We start from the raw sequence: 26,446 nt of genomic DNA, 5'->3' as shown, positions 1-26,446 counted from the left end.
ACTTTAAGTTATAGTAATACCCCCTAAAATACTTTATTATATGATTAAAAGATTTTAGGGGGTATTTTTATGGCTATCATAGAAGTAGAGAACGTAACAAAAAGATTTAATGATAAGTTGGTGTTAGATAATATTAGCTATGGAGTAGAAGAAGGAGAGGTATTCGGATTTATAGGTCCTAATGGAGCAGGTAAATCTACACTGATAAATATAATGACGACACTATTAGTACCAGATAGTGGGACAGTAAAGATATGTGGATATGATATATTACAGGATCCAATTAAGGCAAAAAAGTGTATAGGATATGTACCACAAGATTTGGCATTATTAGAAGAGATGAATGCTTATGACAATTTAGAGTTTTTTGGTGCCTTATATGGATTAAGAGGGAAAGAGTTAAAGGAAAGAATAAAAGAAGCATTAAGAGTTACGGGACTTGAGGAAACTAAAAGAAAAAAAGTAAAGAAATTTTCAGGGGGCATGAAGAGAAGGTTAAATATTGCAGTATCAATTTTACATCATCCTAAGGTGTTAATATTGGACGAGCCAACAGTAGGGGTAGATCCACAGTCAAGGAATCATATATTTTCTTTTATACGAACTATATGTAAAGAGTGGGGTACGACAGTATTATACACATCTCATTATATGGAAGAGATTGAGGAACTTTGTAAAAGGGTATTCATAATAGATTTAGGAAAGGAAATTGCTTATGGTAATAAAGAAGAGATAAAAGCATCATTTTCTTCAAATAATAAAATAAGAGTAGAGGCAGACGGTATTAATGGTGAAGTTTTAGTTAGACTTAAGGGAATAGAGGGAGTAGAGAAGGTTTTGGAGGAAGATAATGTATTATCTATAACAATAAATTCTAAGTTTACACTTTCTACTGCATTATCAATACTAGAAAGTAGTGGTGTTGTAATAAAAAAAATCACTTATGATGATATAAAGTTAGAAGATGTATTTTTATCATTAACAGGAAAAACATTAAGGAATTAGGTGATGTAGATGAAAACTTTTTATTATGTAAAATCAACACTAAAAAGTATGGTTTCCAGTGGAGCAGTAGTTTTATCGTATTTTATTATATTTCCTATTATTATGGCATGTTTTATGGGGTATTTTAATAATTTAACCAATGAAAATCCTCTTAAACTTAGCGTATTAGATGTAAAGGTCGTTGATAATGATAGTAGTGAAATGTCTAAAAAGCTAGTAGAGATAATAAAAGGAAAAGATTTAAAAGAGTTGATAAAAGTAACTGATAAAGATTCAGACGTGGAATTAGTGATTGATAAAGGGTATGAAGATAATATTCTAAATAAAAATAAAGGTAGTATAACAATAAATAGAAAAACTGAAGAAAAGGAAGTCGCTACAAATACGTTAAAAACAATATTAGATAGATATCATCAGAATTTATATATATCATTATCTAATGGTAATGTAGAAGATTTAGATAAATTTTTTGATACACAAATTATAGATAATATAAAAATAGATACAATGAAAACAAATAATATGTATGAAAAGTATGCAGCATCTATGATTGGTTTTGTAATAGTAATGTTGATAATGATAATGGCACAAGGAGCTTATAATGATAAATCTGTAAATATAGAAAACAGAGTAAATGTAGCGCCAGTAACAAAAATACAATATCTATTTTATGATACTTTAGCACATATTATATACGTTTTTATAATAATTACAGCCTATGTTATATTCTTTAGAGTTACAGGATTAAGTTTTAAGGGTAATATATTGGATTTATTGGTGTTAGTTTCAACATCAACTTTATTAGTAGTATTTTTATGTCAAACGATAATTACAGTATTTAAAGCAAAGTATGGGAAAATTATCTCATATATTATATTTTTTATACCTGTTGCTAGTACTGAAATGTTTTCTTTAAAAGGTAATAAGTTAACTATAATATCACCTACTCATTATTTAAATAATGCTTTTACTTTATATAATTTAAACGGAAATCTTAGTGGAGGCTGGAAATGGATATTTATGATATTAGCTATAGCTATTATTATTTATTCACTTGCTATAATAAAAGCAATTATTAGTGGGAGGCGAAAACTATGCAATTAGGAAGATTAGTTTTAATTAATATAAAGAGACAATTAAAAAATCCAAGTATACTATTAATGACCATAATTATGCCTGTAATAATGTTATTGTTTATGAATAGAACAATTTCAGGTGAAAAAATAGAAGGTATAGGAATAATAGATAATAGTAAGTCAAATTACTCTAAAGAAATGATTTTAGAACTTGAAAAAGAATACACCATTGATAAGTTAAGTGGACAAATAGAAGATAATTATAATCTTTTAAGAGAAAATAAACTTGGTGTGATTTATGTTATAGATAGTAATTTTCAAAAACAAATAGAAGATGGAAAAGCACCTGAAGTTAAAAGCTATACTGTTGAAACTAGTAATGGATCAATGATGGCAGAGAATATAATAGAAAATTATATATTTAATGTATTAGAAGAGAAGGTAACAGAAGGATTAAGTACAAATTCAATTAATACTGTTGTAAAAAATATAAAGGAAGAAAAAGAAACATATAAAATGACAATTATAATGTTATGTTATTTTATGATGTTAGGAGGATCGATAGTATCTACTGAAATTATAAAACTTAAAGAACAAAAAGTACTAAGGAGAACTATTGCAACTGCTAATAAAGACATCACTATTTTAGGAAGTTTATTTATATCATCATTTTTATTACAAGGTATATTATCAGTAGCAGGATTCATTTTTCTAGCAAATATCACCAAAATTCACGCTAATAAAATTCCAGAGGGCTCTTTTATTATTTTCCTTGGCAGTTTAATTACTACTGCTATAGTTGTAGCTGTAACAAGATGGATTAAGAACCCAGTAATTGCAAGTTTATTTACAATAATTTTTGGATTATTAGCTTTTGGTTTAGGTATGTTGGGCACAGAATTTACAGATTACAAAAATATTCCTATATCAATAAGTAGAATAAGTATTATTTCACCATTTACGTGGTTATTAAGAATTATAAATACAAATGAGATTATAGTACCTACTTTAATTATAGTTTTAATGTCTCTAGTATTTTTTACCGCTGGAAGTTTTAGATTAAGGCAGTTTGTTAAAGAATAAGAATGGGTATTGGAAAGCCAGAAAACAAAATGTTTTCTGGCTTTTTTAATATGATATAATAATATTAATTTCAAAATATGCAATGGAGGTCACGGATGAACAAGGTAGAGTTTATAAATTCACTAAAAAACATTAATGGAATTGTATCAGTATGTAGATTTGGAAGCTATGGAACTAAAGAGTGGATTAGGGATAGAAGTGACATAGATTTAGCTGTGGTTGTTGGACCTAATGTTAATTTTATGGATACAATTAATATTGAAGATGAAGTAAATACATTATGTATAGATTTTTATAAATACGATAAGATACATTTAACTTTTGTTCATTATAGTGACTTTTATAATAAATTTGCTAGGATTGCTGTAGATAGTGATGAACAATATATTGTAAATGATGATTTATGGTTTGATTTTATGCATTATGTATTAAAATATGCTAGGAATAATAGAAATTTTGAAAAGACATTAAAGATAGATGAACAATATAGCTATTTTGGAGGGATTATAGATGAGTCCATATTATAAATATAAAAAGGAAAAGTTTTTAGAAAAATATAAAAGTGCATACAACACATTAGAAGATTTAAAATATACAATAACTGAGTACAAAAGTAATAAAAATAGAATTGTTAAAAGAGCTATGTTTGCTTTTTTTCAGGATTTTTCAGAGTATATAATAGATATGTGTGAAAGTTACATTGTAATAAATAATGGGAAAATTAATAGTAGTACTTCAGCGACAAAACTTATAGAAACAGCATCAGAAATGGGCTTCTTTGATAAAAATTTAAAAAATTACTTATCTTTAGCTGTGAAACTTCGAAATAGATATACTCATGATTACTACATTAGAGAAGAATGTGAAAAGCAAATTGAGGAATTTTGCTTTAACGAACTTGCATATTTAGAGATATTTTTAGAAGAAAGTAAGGATAGTGTTGTTTTAAAGTATAAAAGTAGATAATGGAGGATAAAATGGATTGGTATTGTGCAGTTTGGAATAGTGATGAGGTTAGTGGAGTCATTTCAGCAAATAATCTATATGAGAGATTATGTATTGGTGATACTTCACAAGTTGGAGATATAGAAATAATAGATGAATTTTATAATGATTTAGAGAAAATAGATGTGCCAATGGATAAAAATAAAGGTAAAGGGTTTGTTATCATTGTGAACTGCTCCCTGTCAAGTAGACAGGTGAAATAATAAAAATATTTAATATAGCTAATCACTTTTGTGGTTAGCTATATTTTATGCTACAGATTTTAATAAATACTCCCTATATTCTAACGGAGTCATAGAGTTGAGACGTTTTTGATATCTACGATTATTGTAATAATCTATGTACTCTATAATTGCTGCTTCTAATTCTTCATATGAATTAAATTTCTTTAAATAATACATTTCTGATTTTAACATACCCCAAAATGCTTCCATTGGACCATTATCAATACAACGTGATACTCGTGACATACTTTGAATCATATTAGCTTCTTCAAGCTTTTTCTTAAATGTTTTTGAAGTATACTGAAAACCACGATCACTATGAAAAATAGGCGTAGCCTGCGGATACTCCCTACGGGCAATATCAAATGTTTGAAACACTAGATTATTATTATTTGAATGCCCAATTACAAAAGAGACAATACTCTTATCAGAAAGATCTAGAATTGCACTTAAATATGCTTTCTTTCCAATACCATACTTCATTTCCGTTACATCTGTGAGCCACTTTTCACCAAATTTATCTGCATAGAAATCTCTATTTAGAATATTATCAGCTACAGTTTCAGGTGTAGATTTTTTATAAGTTTTTCGTTTTCTACGACATACTGACTTTAGATTAAGAATACACATAAGCCTATAAATTCTCTTTGGATTTACATGAAAATCATTTTCACGATTTAATTTTATAGTCATTTGTCTATATCCTAATATTCCGTTTATTTCTTCATATGATTCTTGTATAAGTGATAATAACACCTCATTAAATTTTTCATTCATACTTACTTTGCGATTCGTCCATTTATAATATGCGGAGCGTGCAATACCGGCTATTTCACATAATTCTTTAATAGAAAAAGATTTTTGCTTATGCAACTCTTGTATTGCTAAATAGATAAATTCATTTTTTGTTTTACTTAAAATCGCCTCCTTTCTATTTCGTCTAACTTTTTTAAGAATTCTATCTCCATCTGTTGTCTACGATTTTCGGCTTCAAGTAATTTGTTTTTCGCTTTTAACTTTTCTATTTCAGACATTTCATCGGCAAGCTTTCGCTTTCCACGTTTATCTAATAGTGCTTCAATGCCATTGGTTTCATATTTCTTAATCCAACTATATATTTGTTGATATGATATTTGAAATTTTTCTGCTGTTTTAGCGTAATTTTTATCATTTTCTATATAATACTTTACAATCTCAATACGTTCATTATAAGTTGTAGTTCTACCTTTAGTCATAATTGCTGTCCCTCCAACTCCAGAAGATTTTAGTTTATTATGACTATTATATATTGAAATCCATCTTTGTAGTTGCGTTTTTGAACGTATTTTATATTTTGCACAAATTTCATCTTGAGAATATAAATTTGACAAATAAGCTTCTACTGCTTGTAATTTCAATTCTTTAGAATAGCCCTTATATCCTTCCATCGTAAAGGCTTCCGCGCCTATACTATTGTAGTTACGAATCCATTGACGAAAAGATTCTAAGGCAATCCCCAGCATAGATGAAAAATGACTCATACTATTTTTACTTTTTAGATATTCCTCAACATATTTAACTTTTTCTTCAGCACTAAAATTACGTTTTTTACACATAAAAAAATACTCCCTCTCATGATAGACATTTTAATTATTTTATGTGTCTACCATAAGGGGAGCATATCAATTGGTTGTGATATGGATTATGCAGAGTTTTTTAATGATACCATACAAAAATTGGCTAAGGAGCATGGACTATCTTTCTTTGAGCCTCAAAATATAACTTATATTTTTTAAGAATAGAATTACTTTAAGTCGAATATAGTAATATTATGTTGAAAATACATATTTTGTGGTATAATAATATTATTGGTAACTATTACAAAATGTATAAATATGATTTTATATTACTATAGAAAAGAGGGATTTCAATGAAAAAAATGACTTTATTAAGTAAAATGATTGCGGCTATTTTTGTATTGTCGTTAGTTTTGGTGAATATGCCAATGGAATATGTACAAGCAGCAACAGATTATCCAGCTCAAGCTGTGAAATTTACAACAGGTACTGGCAAAAATCTTAATATCAAAGGAACTTCAGATAATTCTGTATTGAATATTAAATCAGCTACGGGAACACAGAATGAAAATTGGGAGATAAAGTATGTCTCTGATGGGGTTTACAAAATCGTAAATATGGAAACAGAAAAATTATTATCTACAAAGAATAATAAATATTCTGCCGGTACTAGTTGTGTTATAAAATCTGATGAAGGGGATAAAACACAACAATGGAAGATTACTGGAGTAGATAAAGATTACTTAGGAAATTATCTTTATTACAAAATAACAAATGTTAAAGATTCTAATATGGCATTAACATATGATAGTGAAGATTCTACTGTATCATTAAAAAAGTATACAGGAGCAACTGAGCAAAAGTGGAAGATAAACTGTGATGGCTTAGAAGGTTTTGCTGGTAATTGTTTAGTAAGCGAAGGTGAAAAAGCAGGTACAATTGGAGGATTATTAGGTAAGACCGTTTTTGTTAGTGATTTACCTTCGTTAAAAGATGCATTATTAAAAACGGAGCCATTAACAATTGTTATTTCTAAAAATATAAATAATTGCAACAGTGAAATGTATGATTTAAGAATAGCATCTAATAAGACAATTATCGGTTCTTATGGTGCAAAGACTTTGACAGATCCTAGACTTAGAACTGATGACTATTTTAAAAAGGAAAGTGTTAGTAACAATATAATTCTGAAGAATTTAGATATTCAAGTTAAAGATAGAGAAGATGTAGTTGCTTTTGCTGTATATGGTTCAAATAATGTTTGGGTTGATCATTGTACGTTTAATAACTCTCTTGCATTAGATAAAGATGAAGTTGGTAAGTTTATATGGGTAAATAGAAGTGAGTATGCTGAGAAAGATCCAGATTTTGTTACTTTATCATATAATAAATTTTCTCATCGTTTCTGGGGAGTAGCTTTTGGAGCTGGTGGAACATCACAAGACAGAGCGACTGTTATGTATAATTATTTTGACTCAATAGTTCATAGAGCACCTCAACTTGGAAATGGTAGTCTTCATGTCTATAATAATTTTTATAAGAGATCTTCTGCAGCTACTAAAAATGATGGATATGCAGCTATAAAGTGTGGAGAGGGATCTCAAGTTTATTCTGAAAGCAATAGATTTGAAAACTATCAAAAAGAATCTAGCGGTTATTGGGATTATGAATTTTCAGTAGATTCTAAAGCTACATGTACCGATGTAGATTCATATACAAATAAAGGGGAAAAACCTGTTACTACACCATATAAAGTAACATTACCAGAAGGGACAAAATCAACTACATGGAAGCCATCATCAAACTATGGATATTCAATTATTAAAGCATATGGTGATAATGATACTAAAGATTTCTGTACTAAATATGCAGGAGCGGTAAGTAAATTATCAGATTTAAAATATATAAATTATAGTGAATGTTCAAAATATGTAAATAAAAAGGTAGCATCCCCAATAAAATCTACTTCATCTTCCTCAACAAGTAGTGAGTCGATAGAAAATAATGGAGTGTATATGATTAAGAATGTAGCTACAAATATGTATTTAGAAGTAAAAGATGGAGAAGCCAAGAAAGGTGCTAACGTTCAACAATGGGGCGCTAGTAAAGCGGCAGCACATAATACCTGGAAAGTAGTTTCGGCTGGAAATGGATATTACTATTTATACTCACAACTTGGAAATGGAAAGAAATTTTTATTAGATGTATATTATGGAAAAGCGGCTAATGGTACCAATATAAGAATACATACAGATACAGCAAGTGATGCTCAATTATTTAAAATCCAAAAGAATTCAGATGGATCATATTCTATTTTAACTAAGGCATCTAATGATAAAGGATGTGTAGAAGTTAAGGACGGAAGCAAATCAAGTGGAGCAAATATTCAACAATGGGGATTTATTGATGGAAATTGGCAACATTGGAAATTTGAAAAAGTGAATTAATAAAGATTAATATTTGCGTTAGGTATTAAAGAGTTTAAAAGTATAGGTTATCACAAAAAAGTGCACCTCAAATGTTAAATAAATAGATTTATCATTTGGAGGTGTATTTTTCTCATAAAAAACAGCCTTCTATAATAATTTTATTTTATTATAGAAAGCTGCTATTTTTTTATTTACAGACTTTATTTCACAGTCTCATCTATTTGAAGTATTCAAGTAGATTTTGTAGTTATTTTACTAATTCAAACTCCCATTGTTGACACTTATGTTTATTATATTCCCACTGCTGTACATTAGCTTTTTTTGCTTTACTTGCATCTTTTACTTCTACAACAGATTTATTTTTAGAGATTTTGGTTCTAATTAAATATTTACTATCACCTAAATCTTCCAATTTAAACTTTTGGTTGTCTGATTCTTTATCATCATAGAGTATTATATTTGCTCCATTTGTACTTTTCTTTCCCGATACATCTACTACTCTTTTACCATTACCTACTTGAGAAACTAATTTGTAATACCCATCTCCTGTAGATACAACTTTGAATTGTTGTGCTGATAATTTATTTCCAGGATGTTGTTGTATATTGGTATTATTTTTATCAATTCCATTGTAAACGTCTAAGTATTGACCGCTATTAACATTTTTTATGTAATAGATGCCTCCATCGATTATTCCGTTTTTATCAACAGAAGTACTGGAGCTTTCTCCTTCAAGGACTATATGTATTACACTCATTTCATCTAATTTGTAAGTGAATTTGTTATTCTTAATATTATTGACTGTTCCTAATTTCACTACTGTATCATTGTTCTTATCAAATCCATATACTGTACCTTTAGTATAGGTGCTATTTGATGTAATTGATATATTGGCATTCATAGCTTTATCTAGATCTTTATTCATTACAATAATATGTGCTTTTGAGTCGTCGTTACCTTCGATAGATGCGTATGCAGAACTATTTACAGTATCTGAGTTATCTAATTTAACATTAGTATCGCCATAAGATGATTTTTTACCATCATAATTAGTATATAAATTCATAGCTGCATTATGATATGTTAATTCATCAGCTTTATCACTTAAAGGCCATAATGTTGCAAGGTATACACCATATTTACCAAAGATACCAAGTGTATCAGCAAGGGATATTCCTCCGGAGATGTCTCCGCCACCACCAAAGTTATATTCTGTAAATGCTAGTTTTGTTCCTGGATTATACTTATCTATGCTTTCCTGAACAGTTGGAATAAGTGGTAAAAACTCACTTCTCCATTGACCTATCCAGCTATTTTCCTTATATGAAGAATCCCAGAATGTTCTTGGAGCCTGAACTCTTGCCTTCATTATTTCACGATCACTAGTCTTTTGTGAATCTGTAATTTTTTTATCATCTACAGTTACTTCGCTGTACCAATGTAAATCTAATACATCTAATAATCTTTTACCAGCGGTATCAGATTATTTTTTCATTTCGTCTAGATAATAATCAATAAACCAATCATAGTCATTTTTATATTGGCCCCAATCACTAGCATCTTGTAATGAATCATATGCACTAAATCCATATAAGGCAGGTCCAAAAGTTTCAGCATTAGAGTCTATCTTTTTTAAAGCTTTTGAAAGTTCTACACTCTTGCTTATTAATTCGCTACAAGTAACTTTATTAGAATGTATTCTAGGATGGTTTTCACTCCATAAAGCAGGTTCATTATCTAATGAGTAGCCTTTAATTCCTTTAGTAGTATTACTTTTTCCATACTTTGTTACTAAGAAATTTATAAACTCATCCATATATACATAATTATCATTTGTATTAGGAGTAGTAGATAATGAACTTCCTTTACTTACTTTAACTTCTGCCCATCTGTTAGAAGGAGCTTTTTCCCATTCGTTCACTGTGCCATTTGTATCTTTTGCTACATATCCAGCCATTTGTAATGTGACAAGGGAATAATCAATATCATTTTTTATATTTGTATCATGGAAATCTGTAACTGCTGCCCCAGGTTCATTTTGTTTACTGCTAGATAAACCATTAACAAGATGGTTATCACTACTTTGATTCCAATCTGATCCTGCAGAAGATGCATTATTTTCCCAGTTATAAGCAGTTAATCTATTTCCACCAAACCTTCTTGAATTAACGGTAGCAGAAAGATCATCAAAATTTGTTCCATAAATGTATGGACTAATTTTTGTCCTATCTTCTTTAGTATTAACGCTGATATTTACATCAAAAGTTTCACTTGAAGCCATTGTAAATTGAGACGAGATTATTGATGTTAATAATGTTGTTGATAGTAATACAGATAATAGTCTCTTATTCTTCATATACATCCCTCCTAAATTTAACGTATTAATTATTTTTACCTAATAAGGTCGCGGTTAAATATGTTTACATGGAATAAATTAACATGATGTATTTGAAGTGTATCACATAAATTTACATATTACAATTATTTCTATGGTTTTTATTGTAATTTCGACAAATTAATTTCAATATAAAAAGCAGTAATAAGAAATATCAAAATTTTATTACTGCTTTTTAAATTATTTTATATTTATTCTATCTTTCCTAAAAGTTGAGAATCAACAATAAGAGTCTTACTAAAATCTCCATATATTTTAGCTTTCTTACTTAAATTATTTATCTCAAATCTTAGTATTATAATCCAGGAATATCATTTATAAAAGACATAATGTATAAATTTGAAAAGTTTTTATTTTAAAGATTAATACCCCAAATTTAATTTACTAGTTAAGGCTGATAGAATAGTAGTTCTATCAGTCTTAAAAGAAATTCCAATATTGTGAATGAAGAATAGTGATATCTTAATGGAGAAAAAGTTAGACGAATAGAGAATTGTGAAATCTTATAATGTTTTAAATAATTTGATATTTGAAGGAGTATATTAAATGTGAGATTTCCTAAAGAGTGAAAGAATCTATTTAAGTATGAGAATATATGGATGAAAAAAGAAAATGTATGCTATATATACTTTAGCTAGCACAAGTTATAATATTCCCTTATACTTTTTTCAAGATCTTCCATAATACCGAGATTGTTTCTTAGGTATTCTTTTGCATTTTCTCTTCCTTGACCAATTCTTTCATTATTATATATATACCAAGCACCACTTTTGTCCACTTTGCCAATTTTAACTGCTAAATCAAGAATATCACCTTCTTTTGATATGCCTTGTCCAAAAACTATATCAAATTCTGCTTCTTTGAAAGGAGGTGCCACTTTATTTTTTACCACTCTAACTCTTGTGCGATTTCCAATTGCTTCTTCACCTTTTTTTATGATTTCAATTCTTCTAACATCCAAACGAACTGAAGCATAATATTTTAAAGCACGACCTCCTGTTGTCGTTTCTGGATTACCAAACATTATTCCAATTTTTTCTCTTAATTGATTAATAAACACAACAATACAATTTGATTTACTTATTATATGAGTTAATTTTCTTAAGGCTTGAGACATTAATCTAGCTTGTAACCCTATATGGCTATCACCCATTTCACCTTCAATTTCTTGCTTTGGCACTAAAGCTGCTACTGAATCAATTACAATAATATCAATAGCATTAGATGCAATCATTGTCTCTGTAATTTCTAATGCTTCATTTCCATTATCGGGTTGAGAAATATATAATTCATTAAGATTCACACCAATATTTTTCGCATATAAAGGATCTAGTGCATTTTCTACATCAATAAATGCCGCTATACCCCCCTTTTTTTGAACTTCTGCGATGATATTCAAAGCAATTGTTGTCTTACCACTTGATTCTGGTCCATAAACTTCAATAATACGACCTTTAGGAACACCGCCCACACCTAATGCGATATCTAAGCTAATAGAACCAGTAGAAATACTTTCAATGGAACTGTCATGAGCAGAATCTCCAAGCATCATAATAGAACCTTTTCCATTGTCACGTTCTATTTTTGTAATTATATCTTTTAACATTTTTAATTTATTATCATCCATTAACCTATTCCCCCTATATGTTTTTCTAATATATTAATAAGTTTCGTTAATTTCTATAAATAAGATTTCTGTGATTAATTACAGTAAACGTTTTCTTGTGCATTCACGAAATAATAGCTATATTCATTTTAGCAAAATAAAATTTTTTTCGTAAGAAAAATTTAAAATAGAAGATGAATTACCTTTAGAAATAGCTGCTTTTTAAATTACACTTATTTAAGCTACAGGTTAAATATAGTACTAGTTTCTAAAACTAACTCAGGAAAGATTAACCCAGATATAAGTATAGGTATTATATAGAGTAGTAGCAAAGGGAAACTGAGAAAACCGATGTGGTGATGGATAAAAGATATTGGGGTCAAAAAGTTATTGGTGTATAATATAGGTATATTATTACAAATTTAAATTACAGAGTTAATAGATAAATAAGGATTTGTAAGAAAGATTATTTATATAAGGATGAGATTTATGGATATTATAAGAAAAGCGACGCAGGAAGATGTTAAAATTTTAAGAAAACTTTATCGTGATTTTATCTTGGAAATGAGTCGATTTGATCCAGATGATAACAATTTAGATGATGAAATATTATTGTGGATTGAAACAGCACTAATTGGAGAAAAATCTACTATTTTTGTATCTGAAAATCATAAGAGTATCAATGGATTTGTACGCACACAACATAAAGAGCGAATATCTGATACTGGAAATGAAATTATATATTATGCTAAGTTAAGTGATTTGTATGTTATACCAGATGGTCGCAGGAAAGGTATTGCAAGGCAACTTATTAATGCATCAATTAATTGGGCGAAAGATCGTAAAATAAATGAGATGATATTAAATGTGTATGAGAAAAATGAATCTGCACGCAGGTTATATAAAACATTTGGTTTTAAAGATGATTGTCTTATCAGTAATGGGCGTATAAGGATGAAATATGATTTGAGGGTATGTAATGGTGAAATTATAATTAATAGAAAGTGTTAATTAAAAATATGAGTATTATATTTTTAATATAGACGATACGTTAATTGATTACCATAATATATAAATAATTGAGAAAAATAGCATTTATTTTTATGATGATGAACAAATATTTTACTAGGCTTATCTTTTGGCTAGATGCTAGTAGGGCATCTGGTAGGATGCAATTTTGCAAAATACTAAATTAGAATTTGGAGGAACAATTATGAATATAGATGAGCAATTTAATCTTATTGCTAAAGAATATGATGTTAATCGCAAAAAATTTATACCATGTTTTGATGATTTTTATGAAGGAACAACGCATTTTATAACATCAAATATTACTGAACCAAAAAGAATATTGGATTTAGGTGCCGGGACGGGACTTTTATCAGCTTTCTGGTATCAGTGCTTTCCAAAATCAGAATATGTTCTTGTAGATATAGCTGAAGAAATGTTAGATGTTGCAAGAAAACGATTTGCTGGTTTGAAGAATGTATCTTTTCAAATCTTAGATTATTCTCAAAGGTTACCTACAGGGGAATTTGATGTTATTGCTTCCGCATTATCGATTCATCATTTGGAACACGGGGGTAAAAAGGAATTATTCTCACGTATATATGATAAACTTCCTAAAGGTGGTCTGTTTATCAATTACGATCAATTCTGTGCTGGTTCAATAGAAATGAATATATGGTTTGATTCATTTTGGGAAAATCAATTAAGAGAAAGTGGGCTTTCTAAAGTTGATTTAGAACGATGGCAGGAACGGAGAAAACTTGATAGAGAATGTTCTGTTGAAGATGAAATTGGGATGCTTCAAAAGAATAATTTCAGAGAAGTAAAATGTATTTATTCAAATCAGAAATTCTCTGTTATTGTTGCAATAAAATAGATTCTAGTTTATGAGAATAAGAATTATACAGAGTAGTAGCAGGTGGGGAACGGAGAGAACTGGTGTGGTAGAGGTAAAGAATAGTATATTGGAATTTGGAGAAATGATATATGAATGTTAGTGATAAAATAAAAGTGGTAAGGCAAGGGTTTGAAGAGAGTTTTTCTGAAAAGAATTTTTATGAGAAACAGACAACAGATGATAGTCATTTAGAACTTTTGATAAATATGTTAAAGGTTAAAGCTGGTAGCACAGTATTAGATTTAGGAACAGGTACAGGGTATATTGCATTCCCACTAGCTAGAAGATATTCTGATTCAAAAATAATTGGTCTTGATATAGTTGAGGAAACGCTGAAACGAAATAGTAAAAAGGTAATAGAAGAAAAGTTGGATAATTTGTCTTTTGTTTCGTATGATGGCTATATGTTTCCTTTTGATAATGACAGTATAGATTCCATAATTACGAGGTATGCTTTACACCATTTTCCTGATATAGAACAGGCATTTAGTGATATGTATCGTATACTTAAGCCGAATGGGAAATTGATCATTTCTGACCCTACACCAAATAGAAATGATTATTGTCGTTTTGTTGATAAATTTATGAAAATGAAACCGGATGGACATGTTAGATTTTATTATTTAGATGAGTATAAAGAAATGTTGGAGCATGTAGGATTTAGTTTTATATCAAATAAGACAACTAGCATTAGGTTTCCACGCAAAGGAGCTTCACAATATGAGGATATTATCTCTGAAACGAATCAAGATATTCTTTCGGGATATTGTATTGAAGTGGATGGAGATGAAATTTGGATCACAGAAAGTGTACTGAATATGCTTTTTGTTAAATAGTATATATAAATTAGAATTTGCAGGGGTAGATTATGAAAATAGTACTTATACATGGACAAAATCATAAAGGTAGCTCATATCATATTGGTAGAATGATTGCTGATAAAATCAATACAGCAAAGGAAGTCACTGAATTTTTCCTGCCGAAAGACTTAAACTATTTTTGTCTTGGTTGCTATAATTGTATTGAAGATGAAAGTAAATGTCCTTTTTATGTTAAAAAGAAAAAAATAATGGATGCTGTGGAACAAGCAGATTTACTAATTTTCACTACTCCTACATACTGTATGAGAGCATCTGCACCGATGAAAAGTTTTATGGATTTAACATTTACATATTGGATGGTGCACAAACCAAGAAAATGTATGTTTAGCAAAAAGGCAATTGTGGTTTCAACAGCTGCAGGGAGGGGGACAAAATCAGCTATAAAGGATATTACTAATACCTTGCTTTATTGGGGAGTCCCTTATATTAGAACTTATGGAATAAGCGTTCAGTCAATGAATTGGGCACAAGTACCAGAGAAACGGAAAATACAGATTCAGAGCGACACAGACAGAATCGCAAAGATATTCTCTGAAGAACAAAAAACAAGAGTTGGTATTAAGACAAAACTCTTATTCAATATGATGAGAATGATGCAAAAGGTAGGTTGGGGTTCTAGCCCAGTAGAAAAAGAATACTGGGAAAGTAATGGATGGTTAGCTAAGGAACGTCCATGGAATAACAAATTGTAAGGTAGGATAAAGCAACTTAATTAAAAAACTTTCATGATTAGGAGAGAGCAGGAACTACTCTCCTAATTTATTTTTTTGTAATTACGATTATATTTAAGATTTATTGAGGCGTTTGTCTTTACTAGAGCATGTAGAAAAAATGTGTAAAGTTTTTATCAAACTTATGTTTAAAATTTGTGTATGTGGCAAGAATTATAGACAGATAAGAACAAGATAAAAGGAGAGAATTATATGAGAAGGGAAATTAAAGGGCAGGTATTTGATACAGAAAAAGATAAGTTAATATATGAAACATGGAAGTCTAATAATCTTAGTGCTAACTATGAATTTGAAATTTTATATAAAAATGAAGTTGGTGAATATTATATATACGAAGGAGGCGGACCAAAAACAAGATTTGCTGAAAAGTTAGGGAATATAGTTACTGTTGGTAGTTCTAGAATAAGACCTATAAGTGATATAGATGCAGAGATTTGGTGCCTTGAAAAGGTGTTACCATGTGAATTATTTGGGAGGGAGGCTTAAATATATGGGAAGACTTAATAAAGGCGAAGAAAAGCATGTACATTTTATGATTGATTTAGAGAAGTATAAAGAATTTGAAACAATAGTTAATAATGAAGGTAAAACTGTTAGTGCAGCACTTAGAGAATATATGTACAAGATTATTAAAAGAAAAAAGATTAATATAAGTTGATATTTAATAAAATTTTTAAATTTTAATTAAAATTGAAAGATAGGTTGGGGGATTATCATGGATGTATTAAATAATAAAAATGTATTAACACAGGTACAGAGAGATTTCATAGACTATAGAGATACTGTAAATTATAAGACAATGGCAATTATATTATATATAGAAAAATTAAAGGATAATAAAGATGTTTTAGGGGAATTAAAAAATATTAAAACTCTTCGTGATTTTGAATATAGATTAATAGAGCTATGCCTTAATTCTTAAGGTATTAGCTTTTTTTTATTTAGAAAACCCATCGTTAGACGTGGGGTTCAGTAAAGCTTATAGTTATGGAATATAGCAAAAAGCTCCTTTTAATATAATTAAAATATATACTTTATATAAGTATAATAAGGATACAAGTGAGTCTGTTATTGTAAATAACAATGTCTTTTCTAGTAATTATATTGAAAATATAAAATTAACATTTATAGATGAAAATCTTGGTTTTTTATCAGTATCATATAAAGAGTTCCATAGGCTACCTACACTGTATAGAACGACAAATGGTGGTAAAACATTTGAAAAAGTTTCTACAGATTATCAATTCAAGATAAATGGTTTAACATATGAATCAAAGATAACTTCTCCTTATGAAATTGATGGGATATTATATATTAAGTTTGAAAATCCTGTAATTATTGTTAAGAATACATGGTATGGAATATGTAAGTCTAAATATAACGGTGAAACATGGTTATTTTACAAAAATGTAGTTTATGATGAAGCGGAAAAATAAATCATCCAATATGTTGAATTATTGAATTTAAATATTTTCAATAATAAATTAATATAATGAAACTAAATATAAAGCTTGTAGCTGGTAAAGACGTTATGGATGTTGTAACACAAATAGCATTACTTAAAGCTACCAAAGCAATGAATGATTTTGATAAGGAGATAATATCATATATAAGGAGTATCTATTGTAGGGAACATTATAAGTGCATATATAGATGAAAATGATGATAGAGATAAAGTTACGATAGCCTGTGGACCATTCTTAAAGAAGCTTTTAATTATGAATAGTAGTTACAACTTTAATAAGGAAGCTTATGACAACCTAAGCAAAGATGCTCAGCAATATGCAGTATGGTATCAAAAGAGAAGGTTGAAACAGGCAACGAAAGTTCCTAATAATGAAGAAGAGATAACAATAGTAAAAGCTATGGAAGCAATACTTTGGAATGTTAAAAGATCAGATTTAAGGATAAAAAGAATATTAAAATCTTTGGAAGAGCTCAAAAATAATAAGTTGGTAATTGAGGATTATGAATATATAAAGAAAAAGAAATCGTTAATTATAAAATATATAGATCTTCCACAATCAATAATAGAAAAGATTATAGATAAAAACTTTCAGGAAGGTCAGTATATTGAGGGAAAGATAATTAAGTAATAGAAAAGAGATGGTGTAAAACTAATTTTAGTTTTATCTCATCTCTTTTTTATAGTGCAATAAAGGGATCTTCTTCAAAAAAATTTCTTAGTTTTAATAAAGATCTATTCTTGCATTGATTAACAGTTTGTCTTGAAATATGCATAACTTTTGACACATCATAGACCTTATAGCCATCAGTATAAAGAAGACTCATAATTGAAGTTTCCTTTTCTGTTAAGCATTCATTAAGTAAATCTGAAACATAATCAAAATCAATTTCAGTGATGTTATTTTCAGTATTTATATCGAAATTTAATGATAACTCGTTATATTTACTTTTTTCTTTAGATAATCTTATGTATTCATTCCTAATTGATTTACTTAAGTATGAAATAAGTATTGGTTCACTTTTCATATTTTCATTCAATGGCATATTTTTTATAACTTTAATAAAATGAAGTATTAGATCATGTTTTGCATCTTCATATTTTAGCATATAAGCATATTTTTTATTAATTTTTCGAATCGAGAAAGCAATTCTTCTAAAGCAGAAATGTCCCCATGTTTATTTTCTAATATAAGATTATATAAATTTTTATCCAATGTTAGTCATCCCTTTTTTCATATCTATAAAATAATAAGAAAAAAATAAAATTTTGCAAATATATTATATAAATATAAGTTTTTACATAAGATACTGATATTTGGTCATAATCTACATACATATTTAGTTATCTTATTACACAAAAAAATAGAGCTGGGATTTACAAATATGTTTATTATTATTATTAATGAACGTTTTTTACATTGATTCACAGCTTGTCTTGAAGTATTCATAATTTAAGATATATCACTAGCACTATAATATTTCAAGTATATCATTTTTATTATGGATGCTTCTTTAGCAGTTAAAGATTTATCAATAAAGTCAGGTAAATAATCGAAATTTATATCGTTTTCAGTAGAGCCATTAATTATGTCTAAGTTTAAACTAATATAATTTTCTTTATATTTCTTTTTAGAAAGACGTAGGAATTCATGTTTTATTGATCTATGTAGAGAGGAAACTAAAATAGCATCAGCGTTCATTGATTTATTAATTGTCATAGTTTTTATAACTTTAATAAAGTGAAGATTTAAATCATTATATTACAAAAAATATAATTTTACATAAAAAGTGACAATAATTGATATGATGCATATTTTCTAGAAAAATGCTAGTTATATATTACAATTTTTCTTGTAATTATTTTAATGAAGGTAATAATTTTTTCTATTAAATCTAAAGGTGATGTCGTATAAATTTTTAATTAGAATTATACTTTATAAGTACTTATTTGAATTATCAAAGTCTAATTAGATAAAAAGAACTGTTACAATCTCTAACTAGAAAGTTAGTTTTATAACAGTTTTTTTATTTATGTTAACAATATTTTAGATGAAGATTTACAAAACCATTCTAAAGTTCTTTTTCTTATATAAATAATAATTAAGAAAAGAGGTACTTTTATGGCAGATGAAATGGTAAAGAAAGTTCAACAATGGTTAAATATTAATTATATGGGTAAAGTTGGATATAATGAAATTGAAGAGAATGGAATTACAAGCTGGGAAACAATTTACGGTTTAACAAGAGCATTACAAATAGAACTAGGTATTGAGCAAACTTCAGATAATTTTGGACCAACTACAAGAAGTCTTTTTAAGCCATTATCAATTGATTCTAATCCTAGTGAAGATGATTTATCTCTTGAAGCAAATAGTATTAGGCAGCAAATTGGTATTATTCAAGGTGCATTATGGTGTAAGGGATATAATCCTGGAGGGTTTACTGGTTATTTTGGAGAAGGAACTAAAGCTTCAATAATAGAGCTTCAAACTGATGCTGGATTAACTAATTGTGATGGTGTAGTAGATGTAACGATAATGAGAGCATTATTAAGCATGGATGCATTTAGATTGCTTGAGTATAGAGTTGATGCTGATAAAAAAATACAAGAAATACAACAAGCAATAAATAGGGATTATAGCTCTAATAAATATTTTAATGATGATCTTGGATTAATCCCTTGTGATGGTATATACGGTAGAAATACCAATAAGGGATTAATATATGCTATTCAGATAGAAGAAGGAATTGATGAACCAACTGGTTTTGTAGGACCTCAGACTAGAGAGTCATTTCCCTTTTTACAAGTTGGATCGGAAAATAACTTTGTAAAATTACTTCAATATGCTTTATATTGTAATGGATATGATCCTACAGGATTTACAGGCTACTTTGGTATTCATACAAAACTTGCAGTAACAAACTTTCAAAAATTTGTTGCACTTGATGTAGATGGATATGTAGGAAAACAAACTTGGGCCTCATTAGTGACAAGCACTGGTGATCCTGATAGAAAAGGAACATGTTGCGATACATCAGATACAATAACTGATGAAATAGCAAATGATATTTCAGCTAAAGGATATACTACAATAGGTAGATATTTAACTGGTAAATATGCAATGAAGCCTAGTGAATTTAAATTAATAATAGATCATGGATTTAATGTAGTACCAATATACGAAGTATATGGATATGAGGCAGAATGGTTTACTGAAGCTAATGGTGAACGTGATGCATTACATGCAGTAATTGCAGCTAAAACAATTGGAATTCCAGAGGGCACTACAATATATTTTGGAGTTGATTGCGATGTTAATGAAGATGATATATCATCAAGAGTAATTCCATATTTTGAAGCAGTACAAGCTACATTTGAAACATTGGATAATTGTTATGAGATTGGAGTATATGCACCAAGATATGCTTGTAGCAGATTATATGCATTGGGATATACACCTACTAGTTTTGTATGTGATATGTCTAGTGGATTTGCAGCCAACCTTGGATATCCATTGCCTAAAAATTGGGCGTTTGACCAAATTGCAGAAAATAATTATACTGTAGGAGGAACTAAGTATGCACTTGATAATAATATAGCATCAGGGTTAGATACTGGATGTGACCATGTACAAGATTTTGATTTAGAAAATGTATCTACAATAATAGATATATTAGGTTTTAATGTAACTGAGTATGAGAAAACTACAACTGTTTTTTCATCAGATGCTATTAAAATTTCTGTACGAAATGCCTTAGAAGAACAGATTTCTGGTAACTATGCCACAATAAATATTAATGATGGTGAGGTTAGAGAAATTTCAGGAGTTACATTAGCAAGTGCTTTAGAAAAATTAGAATTAACGCTAAGTGCAGATGCGAATATAGAGCTAAAGAAAACATTATTAAGCTTTGGTAATTGCGATTTAAAAGTTGCAGCTGAAGTTGATGCAACAACAGGAGAAATAAAAATAAAAATAGAACAAGTAAAAAGCAAAACAATAAATAAGAAAGCAATTAATGTTTCTAAAATGATGATTATAACTATAGATAAGGATAAGTTAGAAGATTATGTTGAAGAGGTGGTTAAATCTGCTGTTGAAGACTTGATAGAATTAATAGAAAAAATTTTAGTTTTAGTAGTCCTAGCAATTGCATTTTTTTTAATAGTAGCATATGCACCTATTGAAGCAATTATTTCAATAGTACTTACGTTGATTGTATTGTTTAAATAGATTACATTAATATTTCACTAGATGTCATTGTCTAGTGAAATATTATCTATAACAATAATTAATTATTATTTTCTAAATTTCCTTTATCAGTAATTAAGTGTATGAAGATATCTTTATCTTTAATGGCATCTAAAGGAATAAATAAATTATTTCTACAATTAGTTTTAATAATAAGGAAATCGTATATTTCATCAATAGATATAATTGAAGTCATATCTATTATTTCTTCCATATATTCATTACTATATTTTATGTGGGTCTCAGTAATTTCTATATAAATTACTGAGAATATATAACTATAAGTAGTATTATTTAAGATCTTTCTATAAAGTAGATTTAATCCAAAGGGTAAAAGTTTTTTTATGATCCAATAGGATATAAATAGAACTAATATATTATCAATAATATCACTTATTTCCAAAGATATAGATTTACTATATTCTGATAATAAACACATAATTGGAATGTATATGGGTAAAATCAAAGATAGAATTAATATTGTTAATTTTGATATTATTGAAGGAGTAATAAAGTAATTTGCTAGTCGCATAACTTGACTTTTACTTAGTTGATAATTTATCTTCATTACTTACCTCCTGATATTTTTTTAATTTGTAGATTTGTAACTTTTAAAATGCTGTCAATAAATTCTCCTGAGTTTTCGATATCATATGAGAACAAAATAGAGTCTTGTGTATTAAATTTTATACAAATAAAACTCTTATTTGATAAAATCTCTTTTATATTTTCTAACTTAAGAATTCTAGTACTATATTTAGTAGTTATAATCATAGAACTATCTTGTAATGTTATATTAGTTGTTTCAAAGAGATATTGTTTTTCTTCTTTTATAGTATATTTAGTTAAGAATTTATACATCAATTTACTAAGGAGTATCGATAGAAATTTATAAAGTATTATTAATATACCAAAATATATTATAGTAAATAGAGTACTTTTGAAAATTATATTTAATGTTATATATATTAGAAAAAAATATATATAACAGCGTATTAGTAAGGTTTTGAATAACTTACTAGATAAAAAGTTATCGATATGAAATTTGATAAAATCTTGTTGTGTAACTTTAAACTTAATATTCATATGACCTCCTTGTATAATGTAGTCATAATATTTGATAGAAAACTAAATGTGTTCGTAACGAATATTAAAAATCTAAAATATAGAGAATTTAAGATTTATTTTGTATAGTATATTCAGGTATAATTTTATTAATACTCCATGTTATACCTTTATCGCTAGATTTGCAAAGTACGTAACCTCTATATATTTGATTCTTACTATAAATAAATTTCATAAATAGCGCCCCATTTTCTTCATAAGGGATGCCCATAAGTCTTATAGAACAATCTTCATCAGTTATTGATTCGTCTTGAATATTAGATAAATCAACTTTTTCAAATGTTTTACCGCCATCTTCTGTTCGATATAATTTCCCTTTTTTGTAGCTTCCGTCTATATAATAAGATAGTGCAAATCCAACATTTTCATCTAAGAAAAAGATATTTTGAGCGTCTGAAATATTAGCATCAAACACATCATCATTAATTAATGATGATTTTTTAGTATCTTCATTAATAATCCATAACTTCTAACCTCAAGTATACCGTCATTATATGGATCATTCTGATAAGGTAGATAGTCTCCAGCTTTTAAATCATATGTTATATCATCATTTAATTTAAATTCAATAGTATACTTATCTAATGTCTTAGCCTTGTTTTTATTAAAAGTTAATAAATCACTACGATATATTTCAGTAGTAATTTCACCATCAACATTATCAATTTTATCGACAAGAGTATATTTAAGAGGTGTATATTTTTCTTCTTTATTAGGAACAAATACAGAAACAGTATATCCTGTTATTTTTGATGGTGATGGATTTATAAGCTCTTTAGTTTCACCTTGAGAATTTATGTATATAATACCTTTAGTATCAGCATCCCATTCTTTTTCACCGGAATAGAGTATTTCGAATTCTGTTTCATTACAGTTACCAACAGAATATCTTAGAGGAATAACTTTAAGAGAGTTAATTAGGGGGTCGATACTATATTTTTTCTCATAATTATCATCAACTTTTTTGTTTAGATACACATTTAAATCTTTTGATTTATTTTTGTTGTAGCTTATCAAAAAGCTATCTGTAGAATTATTTTTATTTTTTCCATATAGTAAACCATTTATAGAAGTGATTGTGCCATCAGAGTCAAAAAGAATTTTAAAGTCATCAGAAATATAGAGTTCTTTAGGTAAAGTAATTTTTTTAGAAATATCATTAATAATATTATTAAGTCCATTATCATAAATATTATCATCACTTAGTTCAATAGTTACATTTTTTGAATGAAATAGTCTTATTGAAATATAAGTTCCAACTTTGCTATCACTAATAAATAATATGCATCCTATTATTAATAATGTTAAGGTTACAATTATTGCAGTAATAGATTTCCAATGGGGCATAAAATGCTTATTTTTTAAATTTAATTTATTAGTGCTTTTCATAATACAATCCTTTCTCCCCAATATAGTATACTTATTTAAGTATTAAACAAAATTACAAAAAATTCAACACAACAATATAAATTTTTAACAATAAGATTAATTTTTGGATGATGCATCCTTAACTATATTATAACAAAGTAGTCTTTTTCAATCACGTTAGCTCCATAGCCTTAACAGTAGTAATCTCACCAGAGCTCTATCTTTTTACTATTTCATTAAAATTTTCTGGTAGTTGTATCTTAGGTATACCAATAAAAGCCCTAAAAATAAAACTGTGATAAAAATAAATTTCTTTTCGTGTTTACAAATTTAATAATAGTTTCTTTTTATATATTAAGTAATCAATTATAAATAAAACTAGAAAGGAGATAATATAATGGCAAATACTTTTTGTATTAATAAAAGTGGACTGACTATTCCTGTATATAGTGATACAAATAAAACAAAAAAAATTGGTTCAATCTATAATCGTGAAGCTTTTGGCTACGATAGAAATTGGGGTGGAGATAACTATTATTGTCACATACTTTTTCTAAATTCTGAAGGTTCTCTTTCTTATGGTTTCATTATTGATCCACCAAACAATTCTCTGGTAAATTGTACTGAATATCCTTATGGAACAGCAACTATTAATAATACCAAATACAAAACTTTTAAAATGCGTAATTTACGTAATGTTTACACCGCTAGTGGTACAAAATGGGGAGCCGTAGCTGCAAACTGTCGCGTGGCTTGTAATGATAATATATCTGGTAATAGTCATCCTGATTGGAAATGTATTGAGTATGTTGAGAGTTCAAAAGGAGGCTGGGTTAAAGTTACCGGTGATGGCGTAAACTATGGTTTTGTAGACACTGGACTAAGCGTGGCTTCTGGTTATAACTCTATTCCTATGTATGGTAGTTGGTAATACATAGGGAAATCATAAATAATTCTTAATAATAACTTTTTTATTAGAGTTATGTATCTTTAAAAAAATATAATTTTATTCAAAGTGATCTTTCTTTTTTATGGATAGGTCACTTTGTTTATGTGAAAATAATTTTAAATAGTAATTACAATTTTTACCTACAGAAAATAGAAACTAAGCTTCTAGGATGTTAATATATAAATATAGATATATTAAGTAAAACTACATAATCAGTATTTTGAATGTTACGTCACGTAAGATTTTATTTTAAAGTTATAATTCAAATTGTGGATTTTATATAAAATATAGTATATAGAGAGGTGAATCAATGAAAGAAACTATTAAACTTCCTTCTATTTTAGAAGAGTTCCTACATTACTTAACATCAGTACAAGGAAGAGCAGCTGGAACTGTTAATGGGTATTGTAGTGATTTAATTTTATTTTTAAGATATATGAAAAAAGAAAAGATATCATCTTTAAGTAATATATCTATAGATTATATTACTATAGCTGATATTGATAAGAAATTTATAAATAGTATTACTATAGAAGATATCCATAACTTTATTAAATATCTGGATACTACAAAAGGTAATAAAAATACTACAAGGTCTAGGAAGATAACATCTATAAGAGTTTTTTATAAATATCTATTAAACATAGGAGCAATAGATACCAATATTACAGAAGATTTAAAAACACCTAAGAAAACAAAAACCATGCCTGTTTATTTAAGCGAATATGAAGCTAATAATTTACTTAACATAATTGATTATTCCCATACTGTAAATAGAGAAAGAGATTACTGTATCTATACATTACTTCTTAATCTAGGACTTAGAATATCAGAACTTCTTAATATTAAGTTCAAGGATATTTATAATGATTCTATTAAAATACTTGGTAAAGGAAATAAGGAAAGAATAGTTTTTCTTAATGAAGTATCTCAACACTCAATAAATCAGTATCTTAAAGTTAGAAATAAAAAGTGGAATAATGACTTAGAAGATTACTTATTTATAAGCACCAGGGGTGCTAAGCTAAACCCTAGAACTGTTCAACTTAGTATTAAAAAATATTGTAGTATGGCCAATATAAATGAAGATTGTACTCCTCATAAACTACGTCATACTATGGCTACATTACTTCTTAAAAACGGTACTGATGTTAGAACACTTCAAAGAATATTAGATCATGAAAGTCTTAATACTGTATCTATTTATACTCATGTTAATGATGAAGATGTTAGGAGAGCTATTGAGGGGAATCCATTGAATAGAAGATAAATAGTATTTATTAGAATTAGTAATAAATTAAGAATATGTAGTATAAATAATTTATATTATTATGTATTTTTACAATTAGATATTAATTTTATCTATAGATAACACTGTATAAAAAAT

29 protein-coding genes are annotated in these 26,446 nt (G+C 27.8%); 18 read left to right on the top strand and 11 right to left on the bottom strand.

Annotated features, from left to right (window positions below):
- Positions 1 to 69 precede the first annotated feature (69 nt).
- The 6 genes from CM240_RS16195 to CM240_RS16170 all read left to right on the top strand — a co-directional run bounded on the left by CM240_RS16195 (position 70) and on the right by CM240_RS16170 (position 4,372).
- A complete protein-coding gene (locus CM240_RS16195) occupies positions 70 to 1,005 on the top strand; it encodes an ABC transporter ATP-binding protein (protein WP_044040575.1) in 936 nt (311 codons plus the stop codon).
- 9 nt (positions 1,006 to 1,014) lie between these two features.
- The gene (locus CM240_RS16190; protein WP_044040574.1) at positions 1,015 to 2,109 is read left to right on the top strand and encodes an ABC transporter permease; all 1,095 of its coding nucleotides are present in this window, start codon (positions 1,015 to 1,017) and stop codon (positions 2,107 to 2,109) included.
- Complete coding sequence (locus CM240_RS16185) at positions 2,100 to 3,164, top strand: ABC transporter permease (RefSeq protein ID WP_044040572.1); 1,065 nt, start codon at positions 2,100 to 2,102, stop codon at positions 3,162 to 3,164. Before CM240_RS16190 ends, CM240_RS16185 begins: the two co-directional genes overlap by 10 nt.
- Before the next feature lie 95 nt (positions 3,165 to 3,259).
- Entirely contained in the window at positions 3,260 to 3,691 is a 432-nt protein-coding gene (locus CM240_RS16180; protein ID WP_044040571.1) for a nucleotidyltransferase domain-containing protein, read from the top strand.
- Positions 3,675 to 4,130, top strand: a complete 456-nt coding sequence (locus CM240_RS16175) for a HepT-like ribonuclease domain-containing protein (RefSeq protein WP_044040569.1) — start codon at positions 3,675 to 3,677, stop codon at positions 4,128 to 4,130. Before CM240_RS16180 ends, CM240_RS16175 begins: the two co-directional genes overlap by 17 nt.
- A gap of 11 nt (positions 4,131 to 4,141) precedes the next feature.
- Positions 4,142 to 4,372: a hypothetical protein gene (locus tag CM240_RS16170; protein WP_051483917.1), complete on the top strand. Its 231-nt coding sequence runs from the start codon at positions 4,142 to 4,144 to the stop codon at positions 4,370 to 4,372.
- Between the two features lie 45 nt (positions 4,373 to 4,417).
- Here CM240_RS16170 and CM240_RS16165 read toward each other — a convergent pair whose 3' ends face one another.
- Together CM240_RS16165 and CM240_RS16160 are read right to left on the bottom strand one after the other, a co-directional pair.
- The gene (locus tag CM240_RS16165; protein ID WP_084485331.1) at positions 4,418 to 5,314 is read right to left on the bottom strand and encodes an IS3 family transposase; all 897 of its coding nucleotides are present in this window, start codon (positions 5,312 to 5,314) and stop codon (positions 4,418 to 4,420) included.
- Entirely contained in the window at positions 5,308 to 5,988 is a 681-nt protein-coding gene (locus CM240_RS16160; protein WP_044035761.1) for a helix-turn-helix domain-containing protein, read from the bottom strand. Before CM240_RS16160 ends, CM240_RS16165 begins: the two co-directional genes overlap by 7 nt.
- 314 nt (positions 5,989 to 6,302) lie before the next feature.
- Here CM240_RS16160 and CM240_RS16155 point away from each other — a divergent pair, with 314 nt between their 5' ends.
- Entirely contained in the window at positions 6,303 to 8,396 is a 2,094-nt protein-coding gene (locus CM240_RS16155) for an RICIN domain-containing protein (RefSeq protein WP_156930648.1), read from the top strand.
- 229 nt (positions 8,397 to 8,625) lie between these two features.
- Here CM240_RS16155 and CM240_RS17335 read toward each other — a convergent pair whose 3' ends face one another.
- The 3 genes from CM240_RS17335 to recA form a co-directional block, all read right to left on the bottom strand.
- Positions 8,626 to 9,747, bottom strand: a complete 1,122-nt coding sequence (locus CM240_RS17335; protein WP_084485569.1) for an RICIN domain-containing protein — start codon at positions 9,745 to 9,747, stop codon at positions 8,626 to 8,628.
- Between the two features lie 114 nt (positions 9,748 to 9,861).
- Positions 9,862 to 10,734 (bottom strand): glycoside hydrolase family 44 protein, encoded by an 873-nt coding sequence (locus tag CM240_RS17330; protein WP_162148700.1) that lies wholly within the window; start codon positions 10,732 to 10,734, stop codon positions 9,862 to 9,864.
- A 673-nt stretch (positions 10,735 to 11,407) separates the two neighbouring features.
- Positions 11,408 to 12,400 (bottom strand): recombinase RecA, encoded by a 993-nt coding sequence (gene recA / locus CM240_RS16145; RefSeq protein ID WP_044040568.1) that lies wholly within the window; start codon positions 12,398 to 12,400, stop codon positions 11,408 to 11,410.
- A 468-nt stretch (positions 12,401 to 12,868) separates the two neighbouring features.
- On the opposite strand from recA, the gene CM240_RS16140 reads away from it, so the two are divergent.
- The 8 genes from CM240_RS16140 to CM240_RS16110 all read left to right on the top strand — a co-directional run bounded on the left by CM240_RS16140 (position 12,869) and on the right by CM240_RS16110 (position 17,993).
- Entirely contained in the window at positions 12,869 to 13,390 is a 522-nt protein-coding gene (locus CM240_RS16140; protein ID WP_044040566.1) for a GNAT family N-acetyltransferase, read from the top strand.
- A 202-nt stretch (positions 13,391 to 13,592) separates the two neighbouring features.
- Positions 13,593 to 14,264: a class I SAM-dependent methyltransferase gene (locus CM240_RS16135; RefSeq protein WP_044040564.1), complete on the top strand. Its 672-nt coding sequence runs from the start codon at positions 13,593 to 13,595 to the stop codon at positions 14,262 to 14,264.
- Positions 14,265 to 14,374: 110 nt separating this feature from the next.
- Positions 14,375 to 15,121, top strand: a complete 747-nt coding sequence (locus CM240_RS16130) for a class I SAM-dependent methyltransferase (RefSeq protein WP_044040562.1) — start codon at positions 14,375 to 14,377, stop codon at positions 15,119 to 15,121.
- Positions 15,122 to 15,153: 32 nt separating this feature from the next.
- The gene (locus CM240_RS16125; protein WP_044040560.1) at positions 15,154 to 15,858 is read left to right on the top strand and encodes a flavodoxin family protein; all 705 of its coding nucleotides are present in this window, start codon (positions 15,154 to 15,156) and stop codon (positions 15,856 to 15,858) included.
- 231 nt (positions 15,859 to 16,089) lie between these two features.
- On the top strand, positions 16,090 to 16,383 hold the full coding sequence (locus CM240_RS16120) for a hypothetical protein (protein ID WP_051483916.1): 294 nt from the start codon (positions 16,090 to 16,092) through the stop codon (positions 16,381 to 16,383).
- Between the two features lie 4 nt (positions 16,384 to 16,387).
- Positions 16,388 to 16,555, top strand: a complete 168-nt coding sequence (locus CM240_RS17710) for a hypothetical protein (protein WP_156930646.1) — start codon at positions 16,388 to 16,390, stop codon at positions 16,553 to 16,555.
- A gap of 57 nt (positions 16,556 to 16,612) precedes the next feature.
- Positions 16,613 to 16,819: a hypothetical protein gene (locus tag CM240_RS16115; RefSeq protein ID WP_044040559.1), complete on the top strand. Its 207-nt coding sequence runs from the start codon at positions 16,613 to 16,615 to the stop codon at positions 16,817 to 16,819.
- Positions 16,820 to 17,615: 796 nt separating this feature from the next.
- On the top strand, positions 17,616 to 17,993 hold the full coding sequence (locus CM240_RS16110; RefSeq protein ID WP_044040558.1) for a hypothetical protein: 378 nt from the start codon (positions 17,616 to 17,618) through the stop codon (positions 17,991 to 17,993).
- 49 nt (positions 17,994 to 18,042) lie between these two features.
- Here CM240_RS16110 and CM240_RS16105 read toward each other — a convergent pair whose 3' ends face one another.
- Positions 18,043 to 18,471, bottom strand: coding sequence for a sigma factor-like helix-turn-helix DNA-binding protein (locus tag CM240_RS16105; protein WP_044040557.1), 429 nt, complete (start codon positions 18,469 to 18,471; stop codon positions 18,043 to 18,045).
- Between the two features lie 344 nt (positions 18,472 to 18,815).
- Positions 18,816 to 19,082: a hypothetical protein gene (locus CM240_RS16100; protein ID WP_044040556.1), complete on the bottom strand. Its 267-nt coding sequence runs from the start codon at positions 19,080 to 19,082 to the stop codon at positions 18,816 to 18,818.
- Between the two features lie 402 nt (positions 19,083 to 19,484).
- Here CM240_RS16100 and CM240_RS16095 point away from each other — a divergent pair, with 402 nt between their 5' ends.
- On the top strand, positions 19,485 to 21,599 hold the full coding sequence (locus tag CM240_RS16095) for a glycoside hydrolase domain-containing protein (RefSeq protein ID WP_044040554.1): 2,115 nt from the start codon (positions 19,485 to 19,487) through the stop codon (positions 21,597 to 21,599).
- Between the two features lie 58 nt (positions 21,600 to 21,657).
- Here CM240_RS16095 and CM240_RS16090 read toward each other — a convergent pair whose 3' ends face one another.
- The 4 genes from CM240_RS16090 to CM240_RS16075 all read right to left on the bottom strand — a co-directional run bounded on the left by CM240_RS16090 (position 21,658) and on the right by CM240_RS16075 (position 24,131).
- Positions 21,658 to 22,185: a hypothetical protein gene (locus CM240_RS16090; protein ID WP_044040553.1), complete on the bottom strand. Its 528-nt coding sequence runs from the start codon at positions 22,183 to 22,185 to the stop codon at positions 21,658 to 21,660.
- Positions 22,185 to 22,703 (bottom strand): hypothetical protein, encoded by a 519-nt coding sequence (locus tag CM240_RS17750; RefSeq protein WP_044040550.1) that lies wholly within the window; start codon positions 22,701 to 22,703, stop codon positions 22,185 to 22,187. Before CM240_RS17750 ends, CM240_RS16090 begins: the two co-directional genes overlap by 1 nt.
- A gap of 88 nt (positions 22,704 to 22,791) precedes the next feature.
- Positions 22,792 to 23,157: a beta propeller repeat protein gene (locus tag CM240_RS16080; RefSeq protein WP_044040549.1), complete on the bottom strand. Its 366-nt coding sequence runs from the start codon at positions 23,155 to 23,157 to the stop codon at positions 22,792 to 22,794.
- Positions 23,158 to 23,168: 11 nt separating this feature from the next.
- Positions 23,169 to 24,131 (bottom strand): hypothetical protein, encoded by a 963-nt coding sequence (locus CM240_RS16075; RefSeq protein ID WP_051483915.1) that lies wholly within the window; start codon positions 24,129 to 24,131, stop codon positions 23,169 to 23,171.
- A 376-nt stretch (positions 24,132 to 24,507) separates the two neighbouring features.
- Between CM240_RS16075 and CM240_RS16070 the strand changes: the two genes are divergently transcribed.
- Positions 24,508 to 25,041 (top strand): hypothetical protein, encoded by a 534-nt coding sequence (locus CM240_RS16070; protein ID WP_044040548.1) that lies wholly within the window; start codon positions 24,508 to 24,510, stop codon positions 25,039 to 25,041.
- Positions 25,042 to 25,369: 328 nt separating this feature from the next.
- The gene (locus tag CM240_RS16065; protein ID WP_044040546.1) at positions 25,370 to 26,329 is read left to right on the top strand and encodes a tyrosine-type recombinase/integrase; all 960 of its coding nucleotides are present in this window, start codon (positions 25,370 to 25,372) and stop codon (positions 26,327 to 26,329) included.
- Positions 26,330 to 26,446 lie beyond the last annotated feature (117 nt).

The organism is Clostridium bornimense (assembly GCF_000577895.1).
Taxonomy (GTDB): Bacteria; Bacillota; Clostridia; order Clostridiales; family Clostridiaceae; genus Clostridium_AN; species Clostridium_AN bornimense.
Note: the sequence above shows the minus strand (reverse complement) of the source record. Positions and strands in the feature narration are given on the sequence as shown.

Coding starts and splice junctions, on each gene's coding strand:
- CM240_RS16195 (WP_044040575.1), top strand. CDS start 70: ATGGCTATCATAGAAGTAGAGAACGTAACAAAAAGATTTAATGATAAG.
- CM240_RS16190 (WP_044040574.1), top strand. CDS start 1,015: ATGAAAACTTTTTATTATGTAAAATCAACACTAAAAAGTATGGTTTCC.
- CM240_RS16185 (WP_044040572.1), top strand. CDS start 2,100: ATGCAATTAGGAAGATTAGTTTTAATTAATATAAAGAGACAATTAAAA.
- CM240_RS16180 (WP_044040571.1), top strand. CDS start 3,260: ATGAACAAGGTAGAGTTTATAAATTCACTAAAAAACATTAATGGAATT.
- CM240_RS16175 (WP_044040569.1), top strand. CDS start 3,675: ATGAGTCCATATTATAAATATAAAAAGGAAAAGTTTTTAGAAAAATAT.
- CM240_RS16170 (WP_051483917.1), top strand. CDS start 4,142: ATGGATTGGTATTGTGCAGTTTGGAATAGTGATGAGGTTAGTGGAGTC.
- CM240_RS16160 (WP_044035761.1), bottom strand. CDS start 5,988: ATGTGTAAAAAACGTAATTTTAGTGCTGAAGAAAAAGTTAAATATGTT.
- CM240_RS16155 (WP_156930648.1), top strand. CDS start 6,303: ATGAAAAAAATGACTTTATTAAGTAAAATGATTGCGGCTATTTTTGTA.
- CM240_RS17335 (WP_084485569.1), bottom strand. CDS start 9,747: ATGAAGGCAAGAGTTCAGGCTCCAAGAACATTCTGGGATTCTTCATAT.
- CM240_RS17330 (WP_162148700.1), bottom strand. CDS start 10,734: ATGAAGAATAAGAGACTATTATCTGTATTACTATCAACAACATTATTA.
- recA (WP_044040568.1), bottom strand. CDS start 12,400: ATGGATGATAATAAATTAAAAATGTTAAAAGATATAATTACAAAAATA.
- CM240_RS16140 (WP_044040566.1), top strand. CDS start 12,869: ATGGATATTATAAGAAAAGCGACGCAGGAAGATGTTAAAATTTTAAGA.
- CM240_RS16135 (WP_044040564.1), top strand. CDS start 13,593: ATGAATATAGATGAGCAATTTAATCTTATTGCTAAAGAATATGATGTT.
- CM240_RS16130 (WP_044040562.1), top strand. CDS start 14,375: ATGAATGTTAGTGATAAAATAAAAGTGGTAAGGCAAGGGTTTGAAGAG.
- CM240_RS16125 (WP_044040560.1), top strand. CDS start 15,154: ATGAAAATAGTACTTATACATGGACAAAATCATAAAGGTAGCTCATAT.
- CM240_RS16120 (WP_051483916.1), top strand. CDS start 16,090: ATGAGAAGGGAAATTAAAGGGCAGGTATTTGATACAGAAAAAGATAAG.
- CM240_RS17710 (WP_156930646.1), top strand. CDS start 16,388: ATGGGAAGACTTAATAAAGGCGAAGAAAAGCATGTACATTTTATGATT.
- CM240_RS16115 (WP_044040559.1), top strand. CDS start 16,613: ATGGATGTATTAAATAATAAAAATGTATTAACACAGGTACAGAGAGAT.
- CM240_RS16110 (WP_044040558.1), top strand. CDS start 17,616: ATGAATAGTAGTTACAACTTTAATAAGGAAGCTTATGACAACCTAAGC.
- CM240_RS16105 (WP_044040557.1), bottom strand. CDS start 18,471: ATGCTAAAATATGAAGATGCAAAACATGATCTAATACTTCATTTTATT.
- CM240_RS16100 (WP_044040556.1), bottom strand. CDS start 19,082: ATGACAATTAATAAATCAATGAACGCTGATGCTATTTTAGTTTCCTCT.
- CM240_RS16095 (WP_044040554.1), top strand. CDS start 19,485: ATGGCAGATGAAATGGTAAAGAAAGTTCAACAATGGTTAAATATTAAT.
- CM240_RS16090 (WP_044040553.1), bottom strand. CDS start 22,185: ATGAAGATAAATTATCAACTAAGTAAAAGTCAAGTTATGCGACTAGCA.
- CM240_RS17750 (WP_044040550.1), bottom strand. CDS start 22,703: ATGAATATTAAGTTTAAAGTTACACAACAAGATTTTATCAAATTTCAT.
- CM240_RS16075 (WP_051483915.1), bottom strand. CDS start 24,131: ATGAAAAGCACTAATAAATTAAATTTAAAAAATAAGCATTTTATGCCC.
- CM240_RS16070 (WP_044040548.1), top strand. CDS start 24,508: ATGGCAAATACTTTTTGTATTAATAAAAGTGGACTGACTATTCCTGTA.
- CM240_RS16065 (WP_044040546.1), top strand. CDS start 25,370: ATGAAAGAAACTATTAAACTTCCTTCTATTTTAGAAGAGTTCCTACAT.